The sequence below is a fragment of the Maribacter sp. 4U21 genome (assembly GCF_002742365.1).
In the GTDB taxonomy this organism is placed as follows: domain Bacteria; phylum Bacteroidota; class Bacteroidia; order Flavobacteriales; family Flavobacteriaceae; genus Maribacter.
Genome location: NZ_MDGN01000001.1, coordinates 79,350 through 106,329, shown reverse-complemented (window position 1 = coordinate 106,329; position 26,980 = coordinate 79,350). Strand labels below are relative to the sequence as shown.

Below are 26,980 nucleotides of genomic sequence, written 5' to 3'. Positions count from 1 at the left end.
TATGATATCCGATTTGCCATTGCGAAAAATTATTCATGTAGATATGGATGCCTTCTATGCTTCGGTAGAACAATTGGACAATCCCGAATTAAGAGGTAAACCTATCGCCGTAGGAGGAAGCTCACAGCGAGGTGTCGTAGCAGCAGCCAGTTACGAGGCTCGTAAGTTTGGTGTGCGCAGCGCAATGAGCAGTGTTCTCGCAAAAAGGAACTGCCCGGAGCTTATTTTTGTAAAAGCAAGGTTTGACCGTTATAAAGAGATTTCCCAAAAAATAAGGGCCGTATTCTATGAATATACAGACTTGGTGGAGCCCTTATCTTTAGACGAAGCGTATTTAGACGTTACTATAAACAAGAAGGGAAACCCTTCTGCTACGCTAATAGCGAAAGAAATACGAAACAGGATTTACGAGGAAACGGGTTTAAATGCCTCCGCAGGAATTTCAATAAATAAATTCATTGCCAAGGTGGCTAGCGACATCAATAAACCGAACGGACAAAAAACCGTAAATCCCGAAGAGGTCATCGAATTTTTGGAAGACTTGGAAATTCGAAAGTTTTATGGAGTTGGAAAAGTTACCGCAGAAAAAATGTATCAATTGGGCATTTTTACGGGAAAAGATTTAAAGTCTAAATCTAAGGCCTTTTTGGAGGAGAAATTTGGAAAAAGTGGAAGCTATTACTATAATGTGGTGCGGGGAGTGCACCAGAGCGAAGTTAAACCACATCGGATTCCAAAATCCGTGGGTGCAGAACGTACTTTCAATGAAAATCTAAGCAGTGAGATTTTCATGTTAGAACGGTTAGAGCATATTTCCAACGAGTTGGAAAAACGCTTGAAAAAATCGGATATCGCCGGTAAAACAGTAACCTTGAAAATTAAGTATAGTGATTTTACTTTGAATACAAGAAGTAAAACCCTTCCCTATTTTATAGCTGACAAAACCTTGATTCTTGAAACGGCAAAAGAATTGTTATACCAAGAAGAACTTCAAAATTCCGTACGCTTATTAGGTATTTCCCTAGCAAATCTAAATACGGACAAAAAGGAAAAAACCAAACAAGAAGCAGAGGCCATACAAGTACAATTGAAGTTTGATTTTTAACGAAAAAGCCGCCAATGAAATTAAAATTCCATTAGAGGCCCTTACAAACACTAAACTTAAAAAATTCCTGTACTATCTACTATCAAGGTGTTATCCGTAGAGGTTGGGTTCAAAGGACAGAAATATACATACGCTCCTTTAGTCAACGTTGTTGGTTTTGAGGTTTGTTTCTCACCGGTTACAACCTGCTCGGTTACGTATGCGGTTTTGATGTGGTTTTCAGGTTTAGATACATCTTCACCTTTTTTCACTAATACAAAGCCTACGTTATGTCCAACATTGTTATTGGCGATTTCAAAAACATAGGTCCCTTCCGATACGGTGATTTGTTTTTGCGTAAATTCTCCACTTGTTTGCTCCAAGGCAATTGTTTTCGTGGTAGATTTCATCATCTTATCCTCCTTCATCATTTTGTCTTGAGCGTTCATGGAGAATACTGTTCCTACTGCTAATACTAATACTGCGATTACTTTTTTCATGTTTTCTAATTTTAAATTCGGTTCCATATCAATGGAAGCTTGTTGTTTATATTAATTATATTGATTTACTGAACTTGAGCGGCCAGTCTTCGCTTTTTATAATTGTACTGTTTCTAAAGACTGTACCGCAGGAAAATCTATAGGCACACCAGTTGTCCTATGTAAGTAATTGGATATGGTCTTATCGCCTACCAAAACTATGGTATCCACTAAATTCTCTTTGGTCCAACCGGCCTTTAGGAAGTCGGTTACGACTTCTTCGTCGGTAGCTCCCCTATTTTCAGTGATGTTCTTAGCGAGTTTGGCCAATGCATCCAATTTAGAGTCGAACGAAGCTTCACCAGCTCTCAATTCTAAGATTTGCGCTTCTATAAAACCGTTCATTTTTCCTATTGCGGTATGTGCGGCTAAGCAATAACTACAGTTGTTTACTTGACTCACAGCAAGATTTACGACTTCTTTCTGTTTTGCATTAAGCGATGTTTTGGCGCCGCTTAATGCCAAATAGTTTCCTAAAGCATTCTCGGAGTGTGCGTAGGTGGCGTAAAGGTTCGGGACAAACCCTAATGCTTTTTCCAAGTTGTCAAAAATAGCTTGATTCCCTTCTGAAACTTCTTCTCTTTTTGGTACGTTAAATGTGCTCATAATTTTTGTTTTTATAATTTTTAACGATTTTAAAATGATACAAATGGTTTCTCGACATCACAATAGAAATCGTGATGGTGTTTTTGTTCACAGTGAGTTTTAGGGCTCACGGTATTTAGCGTTGGCCTTTTAGCTTGTCCGAAAATTTCGATTAAATTGAAAAGTGATTTTATTTGTGTCTTCATCTTGTATTGTTTTTAATTACACTACAAAGATGCGAACAGCAGAAGGGTATTTGTTAGGAGCTATTGCCCGACTACTTGCACATATTTCCCTTTAATTAGACAAGACCACTGTTTCTCGAAATCTAGATGGGGAATGACCTGTCATTTTCTTAAAGAACCTACTAAAATGTGCAGGATCGTTAAAACCAAGTTCAAAGGCAATTTCTTGATTTTGCTTGTCCGTAAAGCTAATCAATCTTTTTGCCTCCAAGGCCAGGCTCTCCAGAATTATCTGTTGTGGAGATTTCTGATTATAAATAGCAAAAAGATTGGATAAGGTTTTTGGACTTTTAAAAAGGAGCTCCGCATAGTCACTTACTTTACGTTTGGTCTTGAAATGAGTATCTACCAAAACGTTGAACTTACGTACCACATCAATCTGTTCGTTATCAAGAGTTCGTACAATAAGTTGTTCCTTGGCCAAGCGCGTGCACATTATGATCAAACGCTTTAACAGCATTTGTAGCATATCTCCCTGTATTTTATCCGAGGTAGAGAACTCCTCTTCAAAGACCTCAAACAATACATTGAACTTTCGCTCTTGTTCCACTGGAATTGTAATAATAGGTAAATCCTGGGTGCCAAAGAAAAGTATACCATTACAGGAAACTTCACTATCATGATCATTGATACAATAGAATGGCCTATTAAATAGAAAGGCGGTTAAAGAAGCCTTAGTCTTACTAAAACTAACATGTTGTAAATAGGCTGTGGTTACGAGCTGATTGGGTAGTAGTGTTATCGTAAGACCATCAATGCAGAGTAAAATAGGTATCTCATTTCGGTTCCAAAGAATTTGTATGTTACCCGAGTTACTAGAAAAGTTATTTTTATTTTTTTTGATATCATCCGTAAACCCAAAAAGTGAAGCCAATTTGGTATCATGAAATTCAAACTTCATACATTTTTCTGCTTTAAGTTCCCTTATTTACTACATTTAGTCTTAATTCTTGTTCATTCTTTACAAGTAGACGGGGCTTTAAACCAATCATTCTTTAAACAATAGTGTTAATCGTTGTTATATATTTTAACCTGAAACCTGATTTTTTTAGCTTTAACAAAAAGTGCTACGAAAAAGAAGAGTTTTTATGACGAATTTACTAAATTACGATAACGCCCTAAATAAGTTTTACAAAACACTAAAGCTTACTAGTTTACCCATTTCTTCGTGGGATTTTTATAGTACATTTTTTGATAAACATTGTAAGTCTAGTAGTGATGTTAAAACACTTTTACAGCTCGCAAAAAATAACGCATGGGTTTTCAACGAAGCTGTCCTAGAACAAGAATTGATTGATAAAGAACATACCATTGTAGTAACCGATGCAGAATTGCGTATTGTGTACGCTTCACAGAATATATGGGAAATGAACAGATACCATCCTGAAGAAATAATTGGGCAACAACCAAAAATGTTCCAAGGAGAAAAGACTTGTAAAGCCGCTCTCAAGGTAATTTCTAACGCTGTTAAAAAGAAGGAGCGCTTTGAAGCCACCATCTTGAATTACCGTAAAGATGGGTCTACCTATAATTGCTGGATACTTGGGCAACCCCTGTTCAACAAAGAAGGGGAAGTTGTGAATTTTATAGCCTTTGAAAGGGAAGTAGCGTAATCTTTACCTACTGAAAAAGAAAGGCCCGCTTGTTATAAGCGGGCCTTTTTTTGATAACCGTATTTTTCTAAAAATTACAGCTCTCTATCTCTGTTACACGAAGGGTATTTACCATACCTTTTGCCTTTATGGGCATCGCGGCCAAACTTATAAGCATATCTCCCACTTCTAAAAATCCCTTCTTGCAAGCTATGCCGTTTACATCTTCGATAGTTTCATCCGTAGAAACGAATTTATCATAGTAAAAAGCTTTTACCCCCCACAAGAGATTAAGCTGGGTAAGTATTCTTCTATTTGATGTAAACACCAAAATATGAGCACTAGGTCTCCACGCAGAAATTTGAAAAGCCGTATATCCGCTATTGGTTAAGGTAGATATTGCTTTCGCCTTTATTTCATTTGCCATGAGCGCGGCATGGTAACAGACTGATTTGGTAATATATCTGTTTGTTCTAATGTGTGGTGGATCATGAGGAACATGAATAAGGTCCGATGCTTCCACACTTTTCAAAATACTAGCCATTTTCTCAATAACCTGTACCGGATAATTCCCTACGGAAGTTTCACCGGACAACATTACCGCGTCTGCACCGTCCATCACCGAATTTGCAACATCGTTGACCTCTGCTCTTGTCGGGGTAAGGCTAGTGATCATAGTTTCCATCATTTGGGTAGCTATGATTACAGGAATCCTGGCCTTTTTGGCTCTTAGGACCAATTGTTTCTGAATCAACGGAACCTCATGGGCCGGTACTTCTACACCTAGATCACCCCGAGCTACCATTAAACCGTCACAGTAAGCAACAATCTTATCTATGTTCTCTACGGCCTCTGGCTTTTCTATTTTAGCTATAATGGGAATTTTATGCTCCGAATGTTTTTGTATGATATTCTGGAGGTCTATTAAATCCTGACTGAACCTCACGAAAGAGAGTGCGATCCAATCTACTTCTAATGAAATAGCAAACTCCGCATCCTTGACATCTTTTTTAGTGAGCGCAGGTAAGGAAATATTCGTATTTGGAAGGTTTACCCCCTTTTTAGATTTTAAAGGCCCCCCTTGAATTACCTTGGCCTTTACTTCATTTTCGCCATTTGTAGCGACTACCTCGAACATAAGCTTACCATCGTCCAATAAGATACGCTCACCCGCCTTGACATCTCTTGGAAACTCCTTATAGTTCATATACACCCTTTCGGCCGTACCTTCAAAGGGTTCGCCCGTTACAAAGGTTATTTCATCTCCAGGGTCAACCACAACTTCCCCGGCCATTACCCCTACTCGAAGTTTAGGTCCCTGTAAGTCTCCCAAAATAGACACATTGGTCTCCAATTCTTCGTTCAATTCACGAATCATGGTTACGCGTTGCTTTACATCATCATAGTCAGCGTGAGAGAAATTAATTCTAAAGACATCTACTCCTGCCAAAATCATATCTCTTAGCACATCTTTCTTGCTCGTAGCCGGCCCTAAGGTGGCTACTACCTTTGTCTTCTTTTTAGTTGGCATTCTTAAAATATTAAATTGTTCTTAGATTTTAGTTTGTTGCTGTCTACTTCATATGCCGCCATTACTTTTGGCATTGTCAGCACATTTTTAATTATTTTGTCACTGCTACCCGTCATGTCTTCTTCTATCTTCAAAAAATAATCTACATCCTTTAATTCTGGAACAAGCCGCGGTACGCTGTAGGTAGATTCGTTCTGAAATAAATCATTATTCGCTAGCAGCTCTCGTTTTAGACTTTGGTTAGCCACTAACACCCAGTACCGGTCATGATAGGTATCTTGCCATTCAAAACAGGGAAAAACACTGTTTTCGGACAAATCAAAATCTTTTCTGGTTCTTTTGAAATTTGCCTTCAGGGTTATATTCAATTCATACGCCATTGCATAGTCCGCCATAGTGCTATGCATCGCAATTAAAAGAAATGAATCATCGTAAAAATCATCGTCAATTTTGTGTATTGCTGTCATATGCGCACAAAACGTCAAATATAGGACTATTACACTTTAAAGCCTAAAAAGCAAATGGGTTTAAGATGTTGTGAAAGTTACGATTACGTTAATCCTTTGTTGTATTTATAACTAGAGTTGCTCCATTTTATCCTGTAGCGCAAAAAAGGCTCTTTTAGAGGCTCTTTCCTCCGCTTTCTTTTTAGAAGTTGCCCTTGCTTTGGCAATAACGCTACCGGCGATGGACAGTTTAACCGCAAAATGTTTTAGGGAATCATTTCCCGTATCCTCGTACACATTATAATCAAATGTTTTCTTTTGCTTTTGGCACCATTCTATTACCAAACTCTTATAACTAATAACACGACCCTCTAGCTGCTCTATATCCACGTAGGGTTCAATAACACGTTTGTCTATGAACTTCTGGCAATAAGAGTAGCCTCTATCTAAATAAATAGCTCCAACAAGTGCTTCGAATACATTGCCATGGATATTCTCTCCAAAGTGGGTCTTGGGAATTCTGCTCTCTACATATTTTATGAGCTGTAAATCTTTTCCTAGTTCGTTCAAATGTTCCCTACTAACAATTTTTGAACGCATTTTGGTAAGGTAGCCTTCGTCTCCGTTCGGGACTTCTGTATAAAGATGCTTAGAAATGATAGTGCCCAACATGGAATCACCTAAAAACTCAAGGCGTTCATAGTTCATTGGGTTACCCTTATCATCCTTTTTATTCATTGACCTGTGCAAAAAGGCCTTTTTGTAAAATTTAATGTTCTTTGGCTTAAACCCTAATATTCTTTTCATCCCTAAAAAAAAATCCCCATCCGCTTTCGGATGGGAATTAAAAATATTTTTGGGAAAAGTCATACAGTACGTGTATTAACTTATTTTTTTGAATACTACACAGGCGTTGTGTCCTCCAAAACCAAAGGTGTTACTCATGGCAACCTTAACGTCTCTCTTCTGAGCCTTGTTCAGTGTTAAATTTAAACTTGGGTCAATATTCTCATCTATTGTCGTATGGTTTATTGTCGGGGGCACTATACCATGTTCCATTGCCAAAATACTTGCGATAGCTTCTATTGCACCTGCTGCACCGAGCAAATGACCGGTCATTGATTTTGTAGAATTGATATTAATGTTTTTGGCATGATCTCCAAACACTTCCGAAATGGCTTTCAATTCGGCAACATCTCCCAATGGTGTAGAAGTACCGTGTGTATTAATAGCGTCTACTTCTTCTATGGCAATGCCAGCGTCTTTGAGGCAGTTTTGCATAACACGCACAACTCCAATACCGTCAGGATGTGGTGCCGTCATATGGTATGCATCACTTGAAAGACCACCACCGGAAACCTCGGCATATATTTTTGCACCACGTGCTTTGGCGTGTTCATATTCTTCCAGTATCAACGCCCCTGCACCTTCGCCTAGAACAAAACCATCCCTAGTTCCGTCAAAGGGTCTAGAAGCAGTTTCCGGACTATCATTCCTTGTAGAAAGTGCATGCATTGCTCCAAAGCCACCCATACCTGCAATTGTAACTGCAGCTTCGCTTCCGCCAGTAACCACAACATCACAATGTCCTAATCTAATATAGTTCAGTGCATCTATCATGGCGTTGGCCGACGATGCACAAGCAGATACCGTTGTATAATTTGGACCCATAAACCCGTGCTTGATAGAAATATTACCAGGGGCAATATCGGCTATCATTTTAGGTATAAAGAAGGGATTAAAACGTGGTGTGCCATCACCTTCGGCAAAATTCATCACCTCGTTTTGGAAGGTCTCCAGACCGCCGATACCGGCACCCCAGATAACTCCTACACGAAATTTATCCACCTTGTCCAAATCCAATTTAGAATCCAGTATAGCTTCGTCCGAGGAAACTAGGGCATATTGTGCAAACTTATCTAGTTTTCGCCCTTCCTTGCGGTCAAAATGGTCCTCAGTTTTGTAGTTTTTTAGTTCGCAGGCGAATTTTACCTTGAATTTTTCCGTATCGTAATATGTAATCGGCGCGGAGCCACTTTTACCATTTACAAGACCTTCCCAATATTCCTCAATATTATTACCTATAGGTGTTAGTGCCCCTAATCCGGTAACCACAACTCGCTTTAATTGCATTGAACTTGTTTTTCGTTTAGATATAAACCGAATGTAAATTAAAAAAAATTATCCATGCGGAGCATTTACCACATGGATAATTTGAATTCTATTTAAGAAATCATCAAATTACTTTGCTTCTTCTATATAGCTAATGGCTTGGCCAACTGTTGCGATATTCTCGGCTTGATCATCTGGGATTTGAATATCAAATTCTTTTTCGAATTCCATAATCAACTCTACTGTGTCCAATGAATCTGCCCCTAAATCGTTAGTAAAGCTAGCTTCTGTTACCACTTCGTTTTCATCAACTCCTAATTTATCAACGATGATAGCTTTAACTCTTGATGCAATGTCTGACATAATAATATTGGTTTTAAAAATTTAAATTGATGGCAAAAATAAAAAACTTTGGTTGAATAACACTAATTGTCGTTAAAATGTGCTGTAATTTAAGAAAATTATACACATTCAAGAATCTTTTCAATCTAAAATTAAGCCTTTAGCCCACAAGGTTTTATTTGTTCTTTTATTGCGAACCTGTGCCAATTACTCAATTCCTAGTCTGCCGCCAGGCAGGTCTCTTTAGTTTATATTATTTTTGCCTTACTTTCTTTTGGGAGGTAAATGGTACTACTAAACTTAAAATCTATTTCTGTTGAACACTAAACGAATTGTTCTTTTTGCATCCGGTTCTGGTTCTAATGTTGAGAACATTGTAAACTATTTTAGTGATAAGAGTCCTATTACGGTCACCGCCGTACTTACCAACAAAAGGGATGCCAAAGTTATTGAAAGATGTAATAGATTGAATATTAATGTCTTATATTTTAACAAACATGCCTTTACTGGTAGTGATTGTGTACTGAACATATTACTATCCTTAAAGCCTGACTTGATCGTACTTGCTGGTTTCCTATGGAAAATTCCAAAAAACCTTATCGATGCTTTCCCCAACAAAATCATAAATATTCATCCGGCACTATTGCCTAAATACGGCGGTAAAGGTATGTACGGAATGCACGTACACCGAGCAGTGAAAGAAAATAAGGAAAAAGAGACCGGTATTACGATACACTATGTAAAAGCCAATTATGATGAGGGTGCCATCATTAAACAGGCCAAAACATCAGTTTTACCAAAAGACAGCCCAGAGGAAATAGCTACAAAGATTCATGAATTAGAGTATGTGCACTTTCCTAAGGTAATTGAAGAACTTTTAGCCTCCTCCCGCATTGGCCTAGGCAATGTTGACCCATCCAAAGGCGAGGTGTAACTATAACTTCAATTTAATTTTACTATCATGGCTAAAAAAGCAAAGTTTTATGTGGTTTGGAAGGGAAAGCAACCTGGCATACATAAAACTTGGGCAGCTTGTAAAAAGGCCATTGAAGGCTATAAGGGAGCAGAATACAAATCTTTTGAGAGTTTTGCCATGGCTCAGAAGGCCTTTAACGGCAATTATGAAGATTTCAAGGGTAAGAAAAAAGGAGAAACCACCTTATCCCCAACTGAACTATTAAAAATTGGCCAACCCAATTACCATTCCATATCCGTTGATGCAGCTTCTAGCGGCAATCCTGGGGTTATGGAATACCAAGGAGTGGATACTAAAACCGGAAAGAAATTATTTAAGCAAGGGCCATTTCCTCAAGGCACCAACAACATTGGCGAATTCTTGGCCCTTGTCCACGGGCTTGCTTTTTTAAAGGAGCGCGGCAGCGACCGTATTATCTATACGGATTCCCGTACCGCAATGAGTTGGGTGCGCAAAAAAAAATGTAATACCAAATTAACGGAGAACGAAAAGAATAAAGAAATGTTCCATTTGGTACGTAGGGCAGAAGCATGGTTAAAATCCAATACCTACAATACACCCATTGTAAAATGGGAAACCAAGGCTTGGGGAGAAATTCCTGCGGATTTTGGGAGGAAGTAAATTCTTTATTCGATAATTATTTGTTCTGGAAATTTAGATTTAATTATCGAAACTTGTGTTTTTGTCAGTTCATTTATATCCTTACCGAAATTTCTCCAAGCATACTGTTTTCTCAGGTGGTTGATTTCATTAATAATTACTTCTCGAACACTTAAATAATTTCTAAAAAGAGCAGCCGTATCTGCTTTTATAACGAATATTGACTTATATTCATTTTGGGTTAAATAATCTCTTACCAATGATTTCAATTGATTTAACGAAATCTTCAATGATTTTGTTCTTATTGAATTAATACTATCAATACAAATAGTAAATGCGTTTGATAAATCAATTTTCTTATCCAAAAGTTCATCGGACACCTTCTGCCCAGGAAAAATTTCATCCAATAAGGGCGTGAAATTTATCATATTAAAAAGAGGGAATATTTTATATTTATAGTATTCCTGCTCGAAATCGTTCTCTACTAAAACGGATAAAATTTCATTTGCAAAATTAGTTGCATTACTATCTTCAACTCTCATTATAGAATCGAACATAATTTTAAACTTATCGATTTTTGCAAAACTAAATGTTTTTTTAAATCGCAAATTTTCCAAGCATTTATTAAAAGGTAAAGAATCTTCATTCTCAAATCTAGCTTTATGGGGGACAAATAACTTTGAAGCGTTATAGTCTAGCATAGGATTATTTACCATCTTAGTTAAGAGTTTCTGATAACACTCCCCGGTTTTACATTCTAAAATATTTTCATTTATCAAGGTTTCCTCAAAGGATATAATTAGCTTTTTCAAATCCACTCCTTTTTTAGAATAGCCTTGATTTATACAATCGAAAAGTGATTGTTCCGCGCTATAATTTTGGGCCATTAAAAATGGTCCTAGTAAAAACACAAACAAGATAAAATAATTCATTACTCTATCTATATTGTGGAAGGTCTATTTTTCTCAATCCATTTTTCTAAATCTCCTATTTTTTCCTGAACGAACACCTTCCAATAGGTTGTATGAGTCAACCCTTCTTTTTCTAATGCTTGTAAATACCAATCCTTATACTTGAACATTACCATTCCATAAAAGTCAGAAACGTCAGCACCAATAAACCATATGTTATCAACATATTTAACAGTTTGCTCAAGAGTAAAATCGAGATTGTAAATAATTTTATGATGTTCTCCCCAATGAAATACTTCAATTAAATTTAATTCAAGAAGCTTTCGAATAATTTCTAAACCATCTCTTTTGACTTCCTCGGTCCTAAAACTAATGTGCCCAATATTTTCCAGAATATCATGAATGAATTCGACACCGTCAGGCATAAACAAGTGAATATTATCGAACAATTCTTTATTTGTCATGGTGAAACAAATTTAACATTTCTAACTTTAGTCCATATTCCGGCAGCTCTTAAATCTAAAGTAATTGTGGCTGGAAATCCACTTTGTGAAGCAGACGCAGGGCGATAAATGATAAAATTATTATTCCCCATATTGGCCTTAAGAGCGCCATTTGATTCGGTAATTAAATTTCCGATTTTATTTTTTGTTAAAGAGTTGAAAAGCTCCTTAGATGTAGAAATGGGTGCATTCGTTCTAACAATTCGAATTGTATTGTTAGCTCCCATCTCACCCATTAATCCGACTTTTTTAATGACATTATTCAATCTGGCCCCACGATAGACCCAAGAAATGGGGATTTTCTGAATTAACCTAACAGCAATTGAAGCTCCCACCTCTGCTAATACAAATTCAACTACAGGAACTACAATGCCTTCTACATAGGCCTTAACTACTGAGATTGACATTTGCATATTAAATTCAATTACCCTACTTTTTATAAATGAATGAAAAGTCTTGACTTCACCAACGGTCATATCATCCAAAACCGTTAATGAGCCATCAATAAATTTGGCAAACTCCAGCCCTTCATCACCACCAAATTTTTTAAGCCCTTCAGACATTACTTTTAAGGATTTTTCATAGTCATGAATGTTATTTGAACTTATTTTCTCAGATTCTATGGAAATCACCCATCCTATATATTTACTAGCTTGAGCCGTACTTGAATTCTTTCTTAGATAGTTATCGATTTGATTAACCAATTCCGGTTTACCCTTCAAATAAATGGCTTGACTGTTTGTTAATCCTAACGTAGATTTCCATCTACTAATCAACTGCGTCGTCCGGCTGTGCGTATTTACACCGGAAGAACTGGTCCGATAACAACTTTTACAATCTGCTGTTTTCCTCTGGTCCTTATTATTCCCTTCCCCGCTACCACAATTAATTTGTACAATCCAACCTGAACCTGTTCTTCTTGGACCTTTACATACGGCGGCAGAATGCGGTACATTGGTATTTGTCCCTCCACACTCATACCAAAAACGATCAAGGGTGCAGCCTCTTGGAGCGTTATAAGATGGAGGGCCACCAGCACTACCTCCATTACCCCCACTTCTAGAATTCCCTCCTGTATCAACGTGAATAATATTACATGGTACGGGATCTCCGTATTGATCATTCTTTATAGGACAGCCCCCTTTAGCGTTCAATCCATTAGGAAAATAATCCTCCGTTTGGTGCATCCCAATGCTTCCTTTAAAAAAAGATAAATCCATATCATTTTCTATGAACTTTTCATTCTGTTCCTTATCGCAAACATATCTCAATATATAGGAGTCTAATTCTTTGCCATCTGCATCCTCTATAATTATCAAATTAAAAAACTCATTATCTTTACTTTTCGCAAATGAAAAGTTGATGGCATATGCGTTATTACCAAGGGAATCAGTCGTCTGTTTAATCTCTTCCCAATTAAAAAATGCAGTGCCATTTTCGTTTTTAGCATAATTACCGCTAATATCTTGATTGTATCTAGTTGCTATCCTTTTGGATAACGAGTTGTTTTTGTCTTTAGAAGCACTACTGAAAGTAAACAATGTAGTGTTAACGTTAGTGGTTTGTTTTTGTATCTCTTCTATTTGAAGAATTTCGTCCTGTTGGCAACTGAAGACAAAACATAATACGAGTAAGGTGAGTTTTAAAAAGGTCTGGTTTTTCATTTTAGTGGGATATTTATGATTAGTTGAGGCCAACTTAGCAAATTATTTTAGCCCCCCCCCCACTAGGAAAACCTTATAAAAATGGAGGTTTTTGTGTTTTTTCGATGAAATACTGGTTTTCAAGGATTAAAACCGTAGGGTTTTTCCTTAAAAAATATAAAATACACCGGTTACACCCCGTATGTTCTGCATTGTACTACTTTTTGGCTAGAGTTTTTCTTAATAACTATTCCCGATTACCCCACAACTCAAGTTTAAATTAGTAGCACAAAACCGTATATTTGCAGCTTAATTTTAACCAACAAAATGGGTAAACTTGTTATCGTAGGGACCGTTGCTTTTGATGAGATTGAAACCCCTTTTGGTAAAACCGATAAAATTCTAGGTGGCGCGGCCACATTTATCGGGTTGGCGGCATCACAGTTTAATGTGGATGCGGCCATTGTATCTATCGTAGGTGATGATATGCCCAAGGCATATTTAGATTTACTTTCCGACAGAAATATTGATCTAACCGGTCTAGAAATTGTAAAGGGCGAGAAAACCTTCTATTGGAAAGGAAAATACCATAACGACCTAAATTCTAGGGATACCTTAGTCACGGAATTAAATACTTTGGCCGATTTTAACCCTGTTGTCCCTACTGGTTATACCGATGCGGATGTAGTCATGTTGGGCAACTTACACCCAGGAGTTCAGCTCAGTGTAATTAATCAGATGGAAAAACGACCAAAACTCATCATTCTAGATACGATGAATTTTTGGATGGACAACGCTTTGCCGGAATTATTGGAAACCAATAAGTATATAGACGTTCTCACCATTAACGATGAGGAGGCCAGACAGCTAACGGGAGAATACTCCCTGGTAAAGGCAGCACACAAGATATATGGCATGGGACCTAGATATGTGGTCATTAAAAAAGGAGAGCACGGTGCGCTATTGTTTCACCAAGATCAGGTTTTCTTTGCTCCCGCATTACCTCTAGAAGAAGTTTTTGATCCAACTGGCGCAGGCGATACTTTTGCAGGTGGTTTCGCTGGATATTTGGCAGCTACGAACGACACCTCTTTTGAAAACCTGAAGAAAGCCGTAATTCATGGTTCTAATTTGGCATCATTCTCCGTGGAACGTTTTGGTACGGAACGAATGATTGATTTGGATAAAAAGGAAGTCAATAAAAGATTGCATCAATTTAAAGCATTAACACAATTTGAAATTGAATTACAATAACCCACGTCCCATATTCGGGGCTTTTTTAATACAAAGAAGTAATGAGTGACGCTATTAAGCACGAGTGTGGCATCTCTGTAATCCGATTGCTTAAGCCCCTTGAATACTACAAGGAAAAATATGGGTCCGCGTTTTATGGTGTAAATAAAATGTACCTCATGATGGAAAAACAGCACAATCGCGGTCAGGATGGTGCAGGTTTTGCTAGCATTAAGTTAGATGTAGATGCAGGGCAACGTTATATGAGTAGGGTTCGTTCTTGCCAACAACAACCCATACAGGATATCTTTGCTCAAATAAATGAGCGTATAAACAAGGAGCTTAAGGAACATCCAGAATATGAAGATGATGTAGCGTTACAAAAAAAGAATATACCCTATATTGGCGAGTTACTCTTAGGTCACGTACGCTATGGAACTTTTGGTAAAAATAGTATAGAAAGTGTACATCCGTTTTTAAGACAGAACAATTGGATGCATCGTAACCTTATCGTTGCCGGTAATTTTAACATGACCAATGTTCATGAACTGTTCGATAATTTAGTACAGTTAGGGCAGCACCCTAAGGAAATGGCGGACACCGTTACCGTAATGGAAAAGATAGGCCACTTTTTAGATGATGCCGTTGCCAAACTATATAAGGAAATAAAGAAGGAAGGGTATACAAAACAAGAAGCTTCCGCCATTATAGCAGAACGTCTAAAAGTTTCCAAAATATTGAGGAGAGCTGCCAAAAATTTTGACGGCGGCTATGCCATGGCCGGTCTACTGGGACATGGTGACGCCTTTGTGCTTCGTGATCCCGCAGGTATAAGGCCCGCATATTATTATAAGGACGATGAGATTGTTGTAGTGGCTTCTGAGCGTCCTGCTATACAGACCGTATTCAACGTACCTTATGAAAGTGTTCAAGAACTGGACCCCGGACACGCTATAATTGTTAAGAAAAGTGGCACAACGGCCATAAAACAAATATTAGAACCTAAGGAAAGAAAGGCGTGTTCTTTTGAGCGAATCTATTTTTCTAGAGGTAGCGATAAGGAGATTTACCAAGAACGAAAGAAACTGGGTAAGTTGGTTTTTCCGCAAATCTTAAAGTCTATTAACCATGATATAAAGAGAACGGTATTCTCCTATATTCCGAACACCGCAGAAACATCTTTCTTTGGTATGGTTAAAGAAGCGCAGAACTATCTTAACAAAAAGAAAGAAGAACAGATTCTTGCCATAGGCTCCGAAATTACCAGTAAGGAACTCCATGATATACTTGAGGTAAGACCAAGAATTGAAAAAGTAGCTATTAAGGATGCCAAATTGAGAACCTTTATCACGCAAGATGACAGTAGAGATGACCTTGTAGCTCACGTATACGACATTTCTTATGGGTCTGTAAAGAAAGGTGACAATTTGGTCATCATAGATGATAGTATTGTCAGAGGCACCACGTTAAAGAAAAGTATACTTCGCATCCTTGACCGTCTTTCGCCTAAAAAAATAATAGTAGTCTCCTCTGCTCCACAGATTAGATATCCAGACTGTTATGGTATTGACATGGCCAAGCTAGAAGACTTTATTGCCTTCAGAGCTGCTCTAGACCTCCATAAGGACAATAATACCATGCATGTAGTTGACGATATTTATAAAAAATGTGTTGAGCAAATTAACTCCAAGGATAAAGACGTAATTAATTATGTAAAGCAATTCTACGCACCGTTCACCGCCGAACAAATATCCAAGAAAACTGGCGAACTTCTTAGTCCAAAAGGCATCAATGCCGAAGTTCAAATAATCTACCAGACCATATCAAATTTACATAAGGCCTGTCCAAAAAATTTAGGAGATTGGTACTTTACGGGAAACTATCCTACCCCAGGAGGAAACAGAGTGGTAAACAAGGCTTTTATCAACTTTTACGAAGGCAAAAACGAAAGAGCGTATTAAGCCTTTTAGTAAGAAATTATCTCGTTTTAGATTTGGGGAAAAGGCGGGGCAATGCTCCGCCTTTTTATTGCTATTTATTTAATACGCGAACAACTTCTTTCGTCTTCTGTAAGACAATAATACACAGAAGGTATTTCAACCTTAAAATAAGACTTTAAACAAATACCTTTTTTCACAAGACTTAAAGCTTATACCTTTGAAGAACCATAGTTTAAGTAGGTTAAGTTCATGGTAAGATTTGGGGAAAAAAGGTAGAGCTGTGCTCTGCCTTTTTTATTTGACCACATTTTAAAAACAGACCCATTTTTTAATTCTCATCAATGTTCCTTAAGCAATCTACTTAATGAGGTTATAATTAAAAATTTCTTAAAATTTCTTTTTTTATTTCCCACAATACCAGTAATTTAGTATCGCCATAGCATAAGTAGGTTAAGTTTATGGTAAGATTTGGGACGAAAAGGGCGGAGACTTCTCCGCCCTTTTCTATGCGTAAAAATCAAAAAAACCACCTAAAGATTTCTCTCTAAGTGGTTGTCAGTCTTCTATTTAACAAGAATTTCCCTAATGTATTTTACTTCCCTGCAGCATATAGTTCAGCTACTTTTTTCCAATCGATAACGTTGAAAAAAGCACTTACATAGTCTGGTCTTCTGTTCTGGTAGTTTAGGTAATAAGCATGCTCCCAAACGTCTAAACCAAGAATTGGTTGCCCTCCACAGCCAACATTTGGCATTAAAGGGTTGTCCTGGTTAGGGCTAGAGCAAATCTCTAATTTACCTCCTTTGTGTACACATAACCATGCCCATCCCGAGCCAAATCTGGTACCTGCGGCGGTGCTGAATTTTTCTTTAAATCCATCAAAAGAACCAAACGCACTATTTATTGCATCTGAAAATTCACCTGAGGGAGCGCCTCCTCCGTTAGGGGACATAACGCTCCAGAAAAGAGAGTGATTGTAAAAACCGCCACCATTATTGCGTACGGCACCATTACCCATGTCTAAGCTAGACAAGATATCTTCAATAGATTTACCCTCCAAACCCGTGCCTTCTATTGCACCGTTCAACTTAGTAGTATATCCGTTATGATGTTTCGTATGATGTATTTCCATTGTCCTTGCATCAATATGCGGTTCTAAAGCATCATATGCATAAGGCAATTTTGGTAATTCAAAAGCCATAATTTTTAGTTTAAAAGATTAATATTAATTGCTTTTCAAATTTACAGGTTTTAACATTTATATTCCTATAATTATTTGTTAAGAACTGTTCTATAATCCTTATTTTGCAAGTAAAAATAGGTGGACAGTAGTTCCTTTAAAATTTATAATGCATCCGCTGGCTCCGGCAAGACCTATACCTTGTCCAGCGCCTATCTAAAAATTATTCTTTCTAGGCCTTTTGGTTTCAAGAGAATATTGGCCATCACATTTACCAATAAAGCGGTTAATGAGATGAAGGGGAGAATTTTGGAGAGTCTTTTTAGCTTTAGCGAGGTTACCTCGGAAGATAATACTCCTCCTCTATTTTTAGAGATGATGCAAGCGCTGAATCTAACAGTGCCAGAACTTCAGAAACTTAGCGAACTGCGCTTAAAAGAAATTCTTCATAATTATGCTTTTTTCGATATTTCCACCATAGATAAATTTACACATAGGCTAATACGAACATTTGCAAGGGACCTGAAAATCCCGCAAAATTTTGAAGTTGTGTTAGATACTGATTTACTTTTGGACGAGTCAGTGGCCAGAATCCTATCTAAAGCAGGGGAAGACAAGGAACTTACCAAAGTACTTTTAGACTTTGCCCTAGAAAAAATCGATGACGACCGGAGTTGGGACATTGGCTACGATCTTCTCAAGATTGGAGCATTACTCTTTAATGAGAGTAACATTTCTCATTTAGAATTATTGAAGGACAAGGACCTTCAAAGCTTCAAAGTTTTAAAGGAAGCGGTCATCCGTCAACTAAAGAATCTAGAAAAAAAATTGTCTGCAATGGCAACTGAAACGCTTAACTACATTGCACAGAGTGGTCTTGAGATGGAAGATTTTCCTAGACAGACTTTGCCTGATCATTTTAAAAAAGTTAAAAATGGTATTTTTTCACCTGCTTCATTGTATAAAAACAAGCTAGAGGAAAATTTGATTAACGGAAAAATAGTTAAGGTAAACGTTGTTTTACCGTCTGCCGAAATACCAATTCAGCTTTTGCAGCGGTATTTGGGCATAAAAGAATTAATATATCAAAGAAGTTTTCTACAAAACGTGTACAGAAATCTTGTGCCACTTACTTTACTAAATGCTATACAGCAAGAGGTGGCCGCCATTCAAAAAGAAAAGGACCAACTATCAATTTCAGAGTTTAACTCCATCATTTCTAAGGAAATAAAAAACCAGCCTGCCCCTTTCATATATGAGCGCTTAGGCGAAAAGTACCGTCATTATTTTATCGATGAGTTTCAAGACACTTCAGAGATGCAATGGACCAATCTAATTCCCTTAATAGGAAGTGCTCTGGAAGGTCAAGACGATTTTGGAAAAACAGGCTCGTTATTTGTGGTCGGTGATGTAAAACAGGCAATTTATAGATGGCGCGGAGGAAAGGCAGAACAATTTCTAGATTTAGCTACCGCTCAAAGCAATCCTTTTTCCGTATCCGCAGACACTTATTTGCTTCCGAAGAATTACCGCAGTCATGAGGAAATAATCAATTTTAACAATCGCTTTTTTCAAAGTGCTAGTCAATTTTTAGAAAACGATAGTTATAAGCACTTTTTTAAGGAAGGAAATAAACAGGAAACTAATAGTAAGAAAGGCGGGTATGTAAAACTCTCTTTTTTGGAAGAAGACACTGAGGAAAATTATGGACAAAAAACCTTGGAGTCCATTAACCATGCCTTGTCCAATGGTTATGCTTTTGAGAATATTTGTATTATTGTCCGCAAGAAAAAACATGGTGTTTCTTTGGCAGATTATTTAATGAAGGAGCATGTCCCCGTGATTTCATCAGAATCACTTTTGCTTGCCTCAAGTCCCAAGATACATTTTATGGTAAGCCTAATACGATGGTCCCTGCAACCAGAGGAACAGGCGCTTGCCTTTGCTATACTGAATTTTCTTGCCGAGCTCCGTGAACATAAGCACGATTTTATAATTGAACATCTTAACGACCTGGCCAATGGACTACTGCATGAATTCAATTTTAATAGCCATCTATTTTCTCAGCTTTCCGTTTATGATGGTATGGAATATGTGATTAGGACGTTTAATTTGTCGCAATCTCAAGACGCCTATCTAAACGCTTTTATGGATACCGTTTTTGAGGTAGAACAAAAGGATGGTGCAGACAAACAATCCTTCTTAAATTACTGGGATAAAAAGGAAGATACATTAAGCATCGTTATTCCAGAAAGTACTTCGGCGGTTCAGATAATGACCATACATAAGGCAAAAGGATTGGAATTTCCTGTAGTCATATTCCCCTACGCCAATACCAATATATATGAAGAAATTGACCCTAAACTCTGGATACCCGTAGATACCGAAACTTTCTCAGGTTTTAGCGAAGTGTTGATAAGCAAAAAACAAGAAGTCTTGGATTATGGCAACAAAGAAGCCCACATTTTTAATGAAGAGCAGGGCAAACTGCAGCTAGACTCCTTTAACCTTCTCTACGTAGCCCTAACCAGGGCGGTCTCTACTTTGTATATCGTTAGCGCATATGATTTTAAAAAAGAGCACACCTATAAAACGGATTATTTTTCTGGCCTATTCATTCATTTTTTAAAAGAACAGCAACTTTGGCGCGATGAAACATTCGAATATGAATTTGGCACAGTTCCCAAAAAAATAGAAGATTTAGGCAAAGAAACTCACATTACAACAATACCTTATATATATACTCATAAAGACAGACCCAATTTCAGCATTTTGACCAGCGCTGGCATGTTATGGGATACGGAACAAGAAAAAGCGATCAAGAAAGGAAATACCATCCATTATCTCTTAGGGCTTATTAAGTTTGCAAATGATTTGGAAACTGCGTTGAAAATTGGCCTACAAAAAGGGATTATCGTAGCAGGTGAAATAGAACAGATTAAACGGACCCTACGACAAGTTATAGACCATAATGACTTGAGGGACTTGTTCAAGACCGGAACAACAGTTCTCAACGAGACGGATATCCTGATGGCGGACGGAACGATTCAGAGGCCGGACAGGGTGGTAATTAAAAATAAAGAAGTTTATATCATAGACTATAAAACAGGTGCAAAAAATTCCAAATATAAAAATCAGTTAAACACTTACGCCGATGCCTTTTTAGAAATGGAATATGCGGTAACACATAAAATCATTGTTTATATTAACGATAACATAGATATAGAATTTATACCCTAAAAGATGTACGGAAAAATTAAAGAACACTTAGAAAAAGAATTAAACCAAATCAAAGAAGATGGTCTCTTTAAAGAAGAACGGATTATAGTTACTCCACAAGATGCGGTAATAAAAATCTCCACAGGAGAAGAGGTCATTAACTTTTGTGCAAACAATTATCTAGGTCTTTCTTCCCATCCGGAGGTAGTTCAGGCCGCGAAGGACACTTTGGACTCTCATGGTTTTGGCATGTCTTCGGTTCGGTTTATTTGTGGCACTCAAGACATCCACAAAACTTTAGAGAAAAAAATAGCCGAATTTTATGGTACAGAAGATACCATTCTATATGCGGCCGCTTTTGATGCGAACGGTGGTGTTTTTGAACCGCTATTAACTGCGGAAGATGCCATAATCTCCGATTCTCTAAATCATGCCTCCATCATAGATGGTATCAGACTTTGTAAAGCCAAACGTTACCGCTACGCTAATAGTGATATGGGAGACCTAGAGAAACAATTACAGCAGGCCAACGAGGATAAGGCTAGATTTAAAATTATAGTGACCGATGGTGTATTTTCCATGGACGGCCTTGTTGCTCCACTAGATGAAATCTGTGACCTTGCCAACAAATATGATGCCATGGTCATGATAGATGAATGCCACGCTACTGGTTTTATAGGGCCAAAAGGAAAAGGTACCTTGGAAGAAAAGGGCGTAATGGGCCGCATTGACATCATAACGGGAACCTTGGGAAAAGCATTAGGCGGGGCCATGGGCGGTTATACAACGGCAAAAAAGGAAATCATAGAGCTTCTAAGACAGCGTTCCAGACCTTATCTGTTCTCCAACTCATTAGCACCTGCTATAGTCGGGGCCTCTATTAAGGTTTTTGAAATGTTGGAGAACGACACCTCGTTAAGAGATAAGTTGCAACAAAACACAGAATACTTTAAAAAAGGAATGAAAGAGGCAGGTTTTGATATTATAGACGGGGATTCCGCAATTGTTCCTGTAATGCTTTATGACGCTAAACTCTCACAAGACATGGCGAATATGCTTTTAGAGAAAGGTATATACGTAATAGGTTTCTTTTATCCCGTAGTTCCAAAAGATAAGGCTAGGATAAGAGTGCAGCTATCAGCAGCGCATACAAAAGAGCATTTAGATTTCGCAATCAGGGCTTTTATTGAGGTTGGCAAAGAATTAAAAATCGTTTAAATGCTGATTTTATTCTATCAAATGCGTTAAAAAAAATAGGAAATTGATTTTGTTAATAATATTTAACAACTTACATTTGCAGCTAATAAACACTTAAACTTAAAAATTTGAACATGAAACATCTTAGCAAATTATTGGTTGTTGCCCTACTTTTTGTAGGTTTTAACAGCATACAAGCGCAAGACGAGAATAATCCTTGGCAAGTACAGTTCGGGGTTAATGCCATTGACGTATATCCTACTGGGGATGTAAGTTCTTTCGGTAATGAATTCTTTAATGCGAACGATCATTGGAACATTCTTCCATCAATTTCTTTTGTAGGAGTATCTAAATCTGTTGGTGACGGATTCTCTATTGGAGCAAGAGGTTCCTTAAACAAAATCAGCAAATTAGGTGACGTTTCAGTTGATGACCTATCTCACTATGCTATAGATGGTACCATTAAATATGACTTCATCAAAAGAGAAAGCGTTATCGATCCTTTTATCGAAATCGGTGGTGGTTATACTTGGGTTGATGAAATTGGTGCTGGTACGGTAAACGGTGGTCTTGGTTTGAACATCTGGTTCTCTGAAAACCTTGGTCTTACTTTACAATCTACTTACAAGCACGCTTTCGAGGATTACGGAGTAAAACATTTCCAACATTTAGCAGGTATCTCTGTTAAGTTTGGTGGTACTGACACTGACGGTGACGGTATATACGATAAAGACGATGCTTGTCCAGAAGTTGCTGGTTTAGAAGCTTTCAACGGATGTCCTGATGCTGACGGTGACGGCATAGAAGATAGTAAAGATAGCTGTCCTAACGAAGCTGGTTCTGCCGAGATGAACGGTTGTCCAGATGCTGACGGTGACGGTGTTGCCGATAAAGACGATGCTTGTCCTAATGAAGCTGGTCTTGCCGCTTTAGCTGGTTGCCCAGATGCTGACGGTGACGGTGTTGCTGATAAAGATGATGAGTGTCCTAACGAAGCAGGTCCTGCTGAGAACAAAGGATGCCCATGGCCAGATAAGGATGGTGATAGCGTATTAGATAAAGACGATCAATGTCCAGATGTTGCTGGTACTGTAGCTAACGCTGGTTGTCCAGAAGTAACTGAAGAGGTTCAAAAACAATTGAACGACTATGCAAGAACTATCTTGTTCGACACTGGTAAGTCTTCTATTAAAGCTGAGTCTACTTCTGTAATGGTAGACATCATTACAATCTTAAAAGAATATCCTAACGCTAAGTTTACTGTAGAAGGACATACTGACAGTGTTGGTAGTGCTAAATTGAACCAGAGTCTTTCTGAGTCAAGAGCTCTTTCCGTAAAAGAATTCTTAGTAGACAAAGGAATTGAAGAATTCAGATTATCTGCCGTAGGTTACGGAGAAGATAAGCCAATTGCTACTAACAATACTAGATCTGGTAGAACTCAGAACAGAAGGGTAGAAATCAACTTGGTAAAATAAGTTTCTAATAAACATAAGTGTTTTAATAAACAAAAAGCTCCGCAATTTGCGGAGCTTTTTTATTTTTACCATATGCGAAGTTTCATAGCGGAAGTAATAGATGACTTAAATTTAACGGTTGATGACTTTGAACATCTTGTTTTTATTCTTCCCAGTAAACGAGCAGGTACGTTTCTTAAAAAAGCAATTTCTAAAAGCATTGCAAAAACCATCATCTCGCCTTCTATTTTTAGTATTGAAGAATTTATAGAACAAGTTTCCGGATTAACCTACATCAATAATACTGAACAGTTATTTAAACTTTATGAGACCTATCTCACTGTTGGTGATTTCGAAAAAGAGTCCTTTGAATCCTTCTTAAAATGGGGGCAGACTTTACTACAGGATTTTAATGAAATAGATCGCTATCTCATCGATGGTCCAGAACTTTTTTCCAACCTATCCTCCATTCAAGAACTCAACCATTGGTCCTTAACTAATGAAAAGACAGAGTTAATGAAAAACTATCTTCATTTTTGGAATCATTTAGGCCCAATATATTCCTTATTTAATTCTAAACTCCTTCAAGAAAATGTAGGTCATCAAGGCTTAGTATACCGTAAGGCGGCCGAAAACATAGGAACCTATTTGAGCCATAATTCCAAAAACCATGTGTTTATAGGTTTTAATGCTTTAAATAATGCGGAAAGTGAAATTATTCAGACCATCCTAGATACAACGAAATCAACTATTTATTTTGATATAGATTCTTATTTCTTAGAAGACCCCGTTCATGATGCAGGTCTTTTTATTAGAAAGCATACCTCCTGTTGGAATTACTTAAAAAAGAATTCGCTGAAAGGTTTAAGTAATTATTATTTGTCCAAAAAGAAAATCAAGGCAGTTGGAGTGCCAAAAAATATATCCCAATCTAAATACGTGGGAAATATTCTCAAAGAAATCCAGGAATATTCTCCTGATAAATTAAGAAATACTGCTTTAATTCTAGCTGATGAAAATCTTCTGAATCCCATATTAAATTCTATCCCTGAGACCATTGACAAGGTGAACATAACCATGGGGCAACAATTAGGAAATAGCCCTATTGCGAGTTTCTTTGAAAGTCTTTTTGCAATTCACGAGCAACGGACTACGAAAGGCTGGTTTTATAAAGACTTTATACGTTTGCTATCCCATCCTGTTACTTCAATCCTGTTAAATACATCAGGCTTTTCAACTAATGAGGTCATTACTACCCTTAAGACCAAAAACTGGGCTTACATAACAAAAGACCACATAGCATCTGTTCTTGATTTCAAGATGGCTACTATACCGCTACTCTTTAGTCAAGCCTTTATGGAACCAAAACAATTTATTGCTAATAGCCATGTTTTAATATTAGAACTGAAAGATATCTATACCCAAAACGGGAATAATTTGGCACTAGAGCAGTTGTATAAATTTCATACGCTCTTCAACCAGCTGCAAGACCTTCTGTTTAAGTACGATTATATTACCAATTTAAAAGGTCTAAAAACCCTATACTTACAACTATTAGCCTCAGAAACTCTGGATTTTAAAGGGGATCCATTAGAAGGTCTACAGGTAATGGGCATGTTGGAATCTAGAAATTTAGATTTTGAAACAGTTATCCTTACTTCCGTAAACGAAGGTATCTTACCCTCTGGAAAGTCCAATAATTCCTTTATTCCCTTCGATTTAAAAATAGCCCACGGTCTACCTATCTATAAAGAGAAAGACGCCATTTACACCTATCACTTCTACAGGTTACTGCAACGTGCGAAAAACATCCATCTAATTTACAATACAGAACCGGACGTGTTAGAAGGAGGTGAGAAAAGTAGACTCATTACACAAATCTTGACAGACCCTAATAGAAAAGACGTAACTGAAATTATAGCCTCTCCTAAAGTAACTATTCTACAGGAGAATGTTGAAAGCATAAGAAAAACCGACGACTTAATATCCCTTATCCGTACCTATGCGACAAAGGGATTCTCTCCTAGCTCATTAAGCAATTACATTAGAAATCCAGTGGATTTTTATAAACAAAATCTTTTGGGTATTAACGATATTGCTACGGTAGAAGAAACTGTAGCCGCAAACACATTTGGGACCATAGCTCACGATACATTAGAAGAACTATATACGCCCTTTATTGGTCAAGAACTATCAAAGGAAGGTCTGGAAAAGGCCAAATCACAAATTGAAGATACTGTACAAAAGAACTTTAAGAAAACACATCTCGACGGTGATTTCAGTACCGGTAAAAATCTTATTTCCTATTACGTTATCATCAAGTACATTCAGAATTTCATTGAGATAGAAATCGAGGGACTAAGCAAATGCACCACCAAAGTAATAGCACTAGAACAAAATCTATCCGTAACACTCAAAATCCCGGGCATAGATTTTCCAGTTGTATTAAAAGGTAAGCTAGACCGTATAGACGAGGTTGACGGGGTCGTAAGAATTATCGACTACAAAACGGGAAGAGTCCAAAAAAGCAATGTAGAAATCAAGGAATGGGATTCGCTCGTCGAAGACTACCAATACAGCAAGGCCTTTCAACTATTATGTTACTCCTACATGTACAATCACATACACCCGAGCAATTCCATACAAGCAGGTATCATATCGCTTAAAAATTTAAAAGCCGGAACACAATTCTTTGCGAAAAAAGAATCTTCCGGTAGGGCTACGAAAGAGCAACAGCGCATAGATTCCGAAATTATATCAGAATTTGAACGCTGTTTGTTTCACCTTATTTCTGAAATTACCAATCCGGAAATAGACTTTCTGGAAAAAGAAGTATAATGCTATTTTAAATCTGGCCTGGTAGGTCTTACCTCTATTTTACTTGGTAACGTTCTGGGGTTCATTCTTAGTAAGTCAATAACAAGTTCCCCAATGTCCTCTGGTTGAATTTTCCAAGCATCTTTTTCGTTAGGTTCATTCCCATTAAAATGTGTAGCAACGGAACCTGGCATAATTGTAGACACTTTTATCCCATGTTTTCTAAGGTCTAACATTACCGCTTGGGTAAAACCGACCACTCCAAATTTAGTGGCATTATACCCCGCACCTGAAGCAAAGAAATTGGTTCCGGCCAAACTCGCCAACGTAATGTAATATCCTTGTGACACCTTTAATCCTTCCATGGACGCTTTTAGTGTGTGGAACGCCCCTGTAAGGTTGGTGTTCACCATGGTGTTCCAATCCGACAGAGAAAGCTCGTCTACAGGCGCAAAACGCCCTACTCCTGCATTGGCCAAGACAATATCCAAAGTTCCCCACTTTTCTAAAATCTGAGTAACGGCATTTTTTTCATTATCAAAATTAGTGACGTCAGACTGAATGCAAATCAAATCTTCTGAAGCATCCAAAACTTTTTTGGCATTTTCCAAACTCTTAGTGTCTCTTCCACTTATAGCAACCTTCACGCCTTCTTTTAAAAGAGCAGCTGCAACGCCTAATCCTATACCTTTAGAACCTCCGGTTATATAGGCCACTTTTCCTTTCATATTTTCTATTTTAAATTTTACCTCGATACCTTTTACAAAGGTACTCATCTAAAATATGGTGTATGTTAAAGTTTTGTTTTCTTATATTTAGAAGTTGTTA

The 26,980-nt window shown here is 37.5% G+C and carries 23 protein-coding genes; 10 read left to right on the top strand and 13 right to left on the bottom strand.

Annotated features, from left to right (window positions below; all coding sequences use genetic code 11):
* Position 1: 1 nt before the first annotated feature.
* Entirely contained in the window at positions 2-1,105 is a 1,104-nt protein-coding gene (gene dinB / locus BFP77_RS00455) for a DNA polymerase IV (RefSeq protein WP_099572122.1), read from the top strand.
* Between the two features lie 56 nt (positions 1,106-1,161).
* Here the strand turns inward: dinB and BFP77_RS00450 are convergent, their stop codons facing one another.
* The 3 genes from BFP77_RS00450 to BFP77_RS00440 all read right to left on the bottom strand — a co-directional run bounded on the left by BFP77_RS00450 (position 1,162) and on the right by BFP77_RS00440 (position 3,354).
* Positions 1,162-1,584, bottom strand: a complete 423-nt coding sequence (locus BFP77_RS00450; RefSeq protein WP_099572165.1) for a plastocyanin/azurin family copper-binding protein — start codon at positions 1,582-1,584, stop codon at positions 1,162-1,164.
* Positions 1,585-1,680: 96 nt separating this feature from the next.
* Positions 1,681-2,229: a carboxymuconolactone decarboxylase family protein gene (locus tag BFP77_RS00445; protein ID WP_099572121.1), complete on the bottom strand. Its 549-nt coding sequence runs from the start codon at positions 2,227-2,229 to the stop codon at positions 1,681-1,683.
* A gap of 276 nt (positions 2,230-2,505) precedes the next feature.
* Positions 2,506-3,354 carry a helix-turn-helix domain-containing protein gene (locus BFP77_RS00440; protein WP_099572120.1) on the bottom strand — a complete coding sequence of 283 codons (849 nt, stop codon included), beginning with the start codon at positions 3,352-3,354 and terminating at the stop codon, positions 2,506-2,508.
* A 187-nt stretch (positions 3,355-3,541) separates the two neighbouring features.
* Here BFP77_RS00440 and BFP77_RS00435 point away from each other — a divergent pair, with 187 nt between their 5' ends.
* Positions 3,542-4,066 (top strand): PAS domain-containing protein, encoded by a 525-nt coding sequence (locus BFP77_RS00435; protein ID WP_099572119.1) that lies wholly within the window; start codon positions 3,542-3,544, stop codon positions 4,064-4,066.
* 67 nt (positions 4,067-4,133) lie between these two features.
* On the opposite strand, the gene pyk is transcribed toward BFP77_RS00435, so the two are convergent.
* From pyk to BFP77_RS00410, 5 genes are all read right to left on the bottom strand, one after another.
* On the bottom strand, positions 4,134-5,576 hold the full coding sequence (pyk, locus tag BFP77_RS00430; RefSeq protein WP_099572118.1) for a pyruvate kinase: 1,443 nt from the start codon (positions 5,574-5,576) through the stop codon (positions 4,134-4,136).
* 2 nt (positions 5,577-5,578) lie between these two features.
* Complete coding sequence (locus BFP77_RS00425) at positions 5,579-6,043, bottom strand: IPExxxVDY family protein (RefSeq protein ID WP_099572117.1); 465 nt, start codon at positions 6,041-6,043, stop codon at positions 5,579-5,581.
* 111 nt (positions 6,044-6,154) lie between these two features.
* Positions 6,155-6,892, bottom strand: a complete 738-nt coding sequence (gene rnc / locus BFP77_RS00420; RefSeq protein WP_099572116.1) for a ribonuclease III — start codon at positions 6,890-6,892, stop codon at positions 6,155-6,157.
* A gap of 12 nt (positions 6,893-6,904) precedes the next feature.
* Positions 6,905-8,155 carry a beta-ketoacyl-ACP synthase II gene (fabF, locus tag BFP77_RS00415; protein WP_099572115.1) on the bottom strand — a complete coding sequence of 417 codons (1,251 nt, stop codon included), beginning with the start codon at positions 8,153-8,155 and terminating at the stop codon, positions 6,905-6,907.
* Positions 8,156-8,263: 108 nt separating this feature from the next.
* The gene (locus tag BFP77_RS00410) at positions 8,264-8,497 is read right to left on the bottom strand and encodes an acyl carrier protein (RefSeq protein WP_008269813.1); all 234 of its coding nucleotides are present in this window, start codon (positions 8,495-8,497) and stop codon (positions 8,264-8,266) included.
* A 295-nt stretch (positions 8,498-8,792) separates the two neighbouring features.
* Here BFP77_RS00410 and purN point away from each other — a divergent pair, with 295 nt between their 5' ends.
* Both purN and BFP77_RS00400 read left to right on the top strand, forming a co-directional pair.
* Positions 8,793-9,410, top strand: coding sequence for a phosphoribosylglycinamide formyltransferase (gene purN / locus BFP77_RS00405; RefSeq protein WP_099572114.1), 618 nt, complete (start codon positions 8,793-8,795; stop codon positions 9,408-9,410).
* 27 nt (positions 9,411-9,437) lie between these two features.
* Positions 9,438-10,073, top strand: a complete 636-nt coding sequence (locus tag BFP77_RS00400) for a ribonuclease H1 domain-containing protein (RefSeq protein ID WP_099572113.1) — start codon at positions 9,438-9,440, stop codon at positions 10,071-10,073.
* Positions 10,074-10,078: 5 nt separating this feature from the next.
* Here BFP77_RS00400 and BFP77_RS00395 read toward each other — a convergent pair whose 3' ends face one another.
* From BFP77_RS00395 to BFP77_RS00385, 3 genes are read right to left on the bottom strand one after another with little or no spacing between them, the layout of a single operon-like run.
* On the bottom strand, positions 10,079-10,984 hold the full coding sequence (locus tag BFP77_RS00395; protein WP_143751804.1) for a hypothetical protein: 906 nt from the start codon (positions 10,982-10,984) through the stop codon (positions 10,079-10,081).
* A gap of 8 nt (positions 10,985-10,992) precedes the next feature.
* Entirely contained in the window at positions 10,993-11,427 is a 435-nt protein-coding gene (locus tag BFP77_RS00390) for a hypothetical protein (protein ID WP_099572111.1), read from the bottom strand.
* Positions 11,424-13,130, bottom strand: coding sequence for a hypothetical protein (locus BFP77_RS00385; RefSeq protein WP_099572110.1), 1,707 nt, complete (start codon positions 13,128-13,130; stop codon positions 11,424-11,426). Before BFP77_RS00385 ends, BFP77_RS00390 begins: the two co-directional genes overlap by 4 nt.
* Positions 13,131-13,436: 306 nt before the next feature.
* Between BFP77_RS00385 and BFP77_RS00380 the strand changes: the two genes are divergently transcribed.
* Complete coding sequence (locus BFP77_RS00380; RefSeq protein ID WP_099572109.1) at positions 13,437-14,363, top strand: PfkB family carbohydrate kinase; 927 nt, start codon at positions 13,437-13,439, stop codon at positions 14,361-14,363.
* Positions 14,364-14,404: 41 nt separating this feature from the next.
* On the top strand, positions 14,405-16,303 hold the full coding sequence (locus BFP77_RS00375) for an amidophosphoribosyltransferase (protein WP_099572108.1): 1,899 nt from the start codon (positions 14,405-14,407) through the stop codon (positions 16,301-16,303).
* 571 nt (positions 16,304-16,874) lie between these two features.
* Here BFP77_RS00375 and BFP77_RS00370 read toward each other — a convergent pair.
* On the bottom strand, positions 16,875-17,483 hold the full coding sequence (locus BFP77_RS00370) for a superoxide dismutase (RefSeq protein WP_099572107.1): 609 nt from the start codon (positions 17,481-17,483) through the stop codon (positions 16,875-16,877).
* A gap of 120 nt (positions 17,484-17,603) precedes the next feature.
* Between BFP77_RS00370 and BFP77_RS00365 the strand changes: the two genes are divergently transcribed.
* From BFP77_RS00365 to BFP77_RS00350, 4 genes are all read left to right on the top strand, one after another.
* A complete protein-coding gene (locus BFP77_RS00365; RefSeq protein WP_099572106.1) occupies positions 17,604-20,702 on the top strand; it encodes a UvrD-helicase domain-containing protein in 3,099 nt (1,032 codons plus the stop codon).
* Positions 20,703-20,705: 3 nt separating this feature from the next.
* Positions 20,706-21,899 (top strand): glycine C-acetyltransferase, encoded by a 1,194-nt coding sequence (gene kbl / locus BFP77_RS00360; RefSeq protein ID WP_099572105.1) that lies wholly within the window; start codon positions 20,706-20,708, stop codon positions 21,897-21,899.
* Positions 21,900-22,012: 113 nt separating this feature from the next.
* The gene (locus BFP77_RS00355; RefSeq protein ID WP_099572104.1) at positions 22,013-23,356 is read left to right on the top strand and encodes an OmpA family protein; all 1,344 of its coding nucleotides are present in this window, start codon (positions 22,013-22,015) and stop codon (positions 23,354-23,356) included.
* Between the two features lie 72 nt (positions 23,357-23,428).
* Positions 23,429-26,173 carry a PD-(D/E)XK nuclease family protein gene (locus tag BFP77_RS00350; RefSeq protein WP_099572103.1) on the top strand — a complete coding sequence of 915 codons (2,745 nt, stop codon included), beginning with the start codon at positions 23,429-23,431 and terminating at the stop codon, positions 26,171-26,173.
* A gap of 2 nt (positions 26,174-26,175) precedes the next feature.
* Here BFP77_RS00350 and BFP77_RS00345 read toward each other — a convergent pair whose 3' ends face one another.
* Positions 26,176-26,928, bottom strand: coding sequence for an SDR family oxidoreductase (locus BFP77_RS00345; RefSeq protein ID WP_257212807.1), 753 nt, complete (start codon positions 26,926-26,928; stop codon positions 26,176-26,178).
* Positions 26,929-26,980: the final 52 nt, after the last annotated feature.

Coding starts and splice junctions, on each gene's coding strand:
- dinB (WP_099572122.1), top strand. CDS start 2: ATGATATCCGATTTGCCATTGCGAAAAATTATTCATGTAGATATGGAT.
- BFP77_RS00450 (WP_099572165.1), bottom strand. CDS start 1,584: ATGAAAAAAGTAATCGCAGTATTAGTATTAGCAGTAGGAACAGTATTC.
- BFP77_RS00445 (WP_099572121.1), bottom strand. CDS start 2,229: ATGAGCACATTTAACGTACCAAAAAGAGAAGAAGTTTCAGAAGGGAAT.
- BFP77_RS00440 (WP_099572120.1), bottom strand. CDS start 3,354: ATGAAGTTTGAATTTCATGATACCAAATTGGCTTCACTTTTTGGGTTT.
- BFP77_RS00435 (WP_099572119.1), top strand. CDS start 3,542: ATGACGAATTTACTAAATTACGATAACGCCCTAAATAAGTTTTACAAA.
- pyk (WP_099572118.1), bottom strand. CDS start 5,576: ATGCCAACTAAAAAGAAGACAAAGGTAGTAGCCACCTTAGGGCCGGCT.
- BFP77_RS00425 (WP_099572117.1), bottom strand. CDS start 6,043: ATGACAGCAATACACAAAATTGACGATGATTTTTACGATGATTCATTT.
- rnc (WP_099572116.1), bottom strand. CDS start 6,892: ATGACTTTTCCCAAAAATATTTTTAATTCCCATCCGAAAGCGGATGGG.
- fabF (WP_099572115.1), bottom strand. CDS start 8,155: ATGCAATTAAAGCGAGTTGTGGTTACCGGATTAGGGGCACTAACACCT.
- BFP77_RS00410 (WP_008269813.1), bottom strand. CDS start 8,497: ATGTCAGACATTGCATCAAGAGTTAAAGCTATCATCGTTGATAAATTA.
- BFP77_RS00400 (WP_099572113.1), top strand. CDS start 9,438: ATGGCTAAAAAAGCAAAGTTTTATGTGGTTTGGAAGGGAAAGCAACCT.
- BFP77_RS00395 (WP_143751804.1), bottom strand. CDS start 10,984: ATGAATTATTTTATCTTGTTTGTGTTTTTACTAGGACCATTTTTAATG.
- BFP77_RS00390 (WP_099572111.1), bottom strand. CDS start 11,427: ATGACAAATAAAGAATTGTTCGATAATATTCACTTGTTTATGCCTGAC.
- BFP77_RS00385 (WP_099572110.1), bottom strand. CDS start 13,130: ATGAAAAACCAGACCTTTTTAAAACTCACCTTACTCGTATTATGTTTT.
- BFP77_RS00380 (WP_099572109.1), top strand. CDS start 13,437: ATGGGTAAACTTGTTATCGTAGGGACCGTTGCTTTTGATGAGATTGAA.
- BFP77_RS00375 (WP_099572108.1), top strand. CDS start 14,405: ATGAGTGACGCTATTAAGCACGAGTGTGGCATCTCTGTAATCCGATTG.
- BFP77_RS00370 (WP_099572107.1), bottom strand. CDS start 17,483: ATGGCTTTTGAATTACCAAAATTGCCTTATGCATATGATGCTTTAGAA.
- kbl (WP_099572105.1), top strand. CDS start 20,706: ATGTACGGAAAAATTAAAGAACACTTAGAAAAAGAATTAAACCAAATC.
- BFP77_RS00355 (WP_099572104.1), top strand. CDS start 22,013: ATGAAACATCTTAGCAAATTATTGGTTGTTGCCCTACTTTTTGTAGGT.
- BFP77_RS00350 (WP_099572103.1), top strand. CDS start 23,429: ATGCGAAGTTTCATAGCGGAAGTAATAGATGACTTAAATTTAACGGTT.
- BFP77_RS00345 (WP_257212807.1), bottom strand. CDS start 26,928: ATGAGTACCTTTGTAAAAGGTATCGAGGTAAAATTTAAAATAGAAAAT.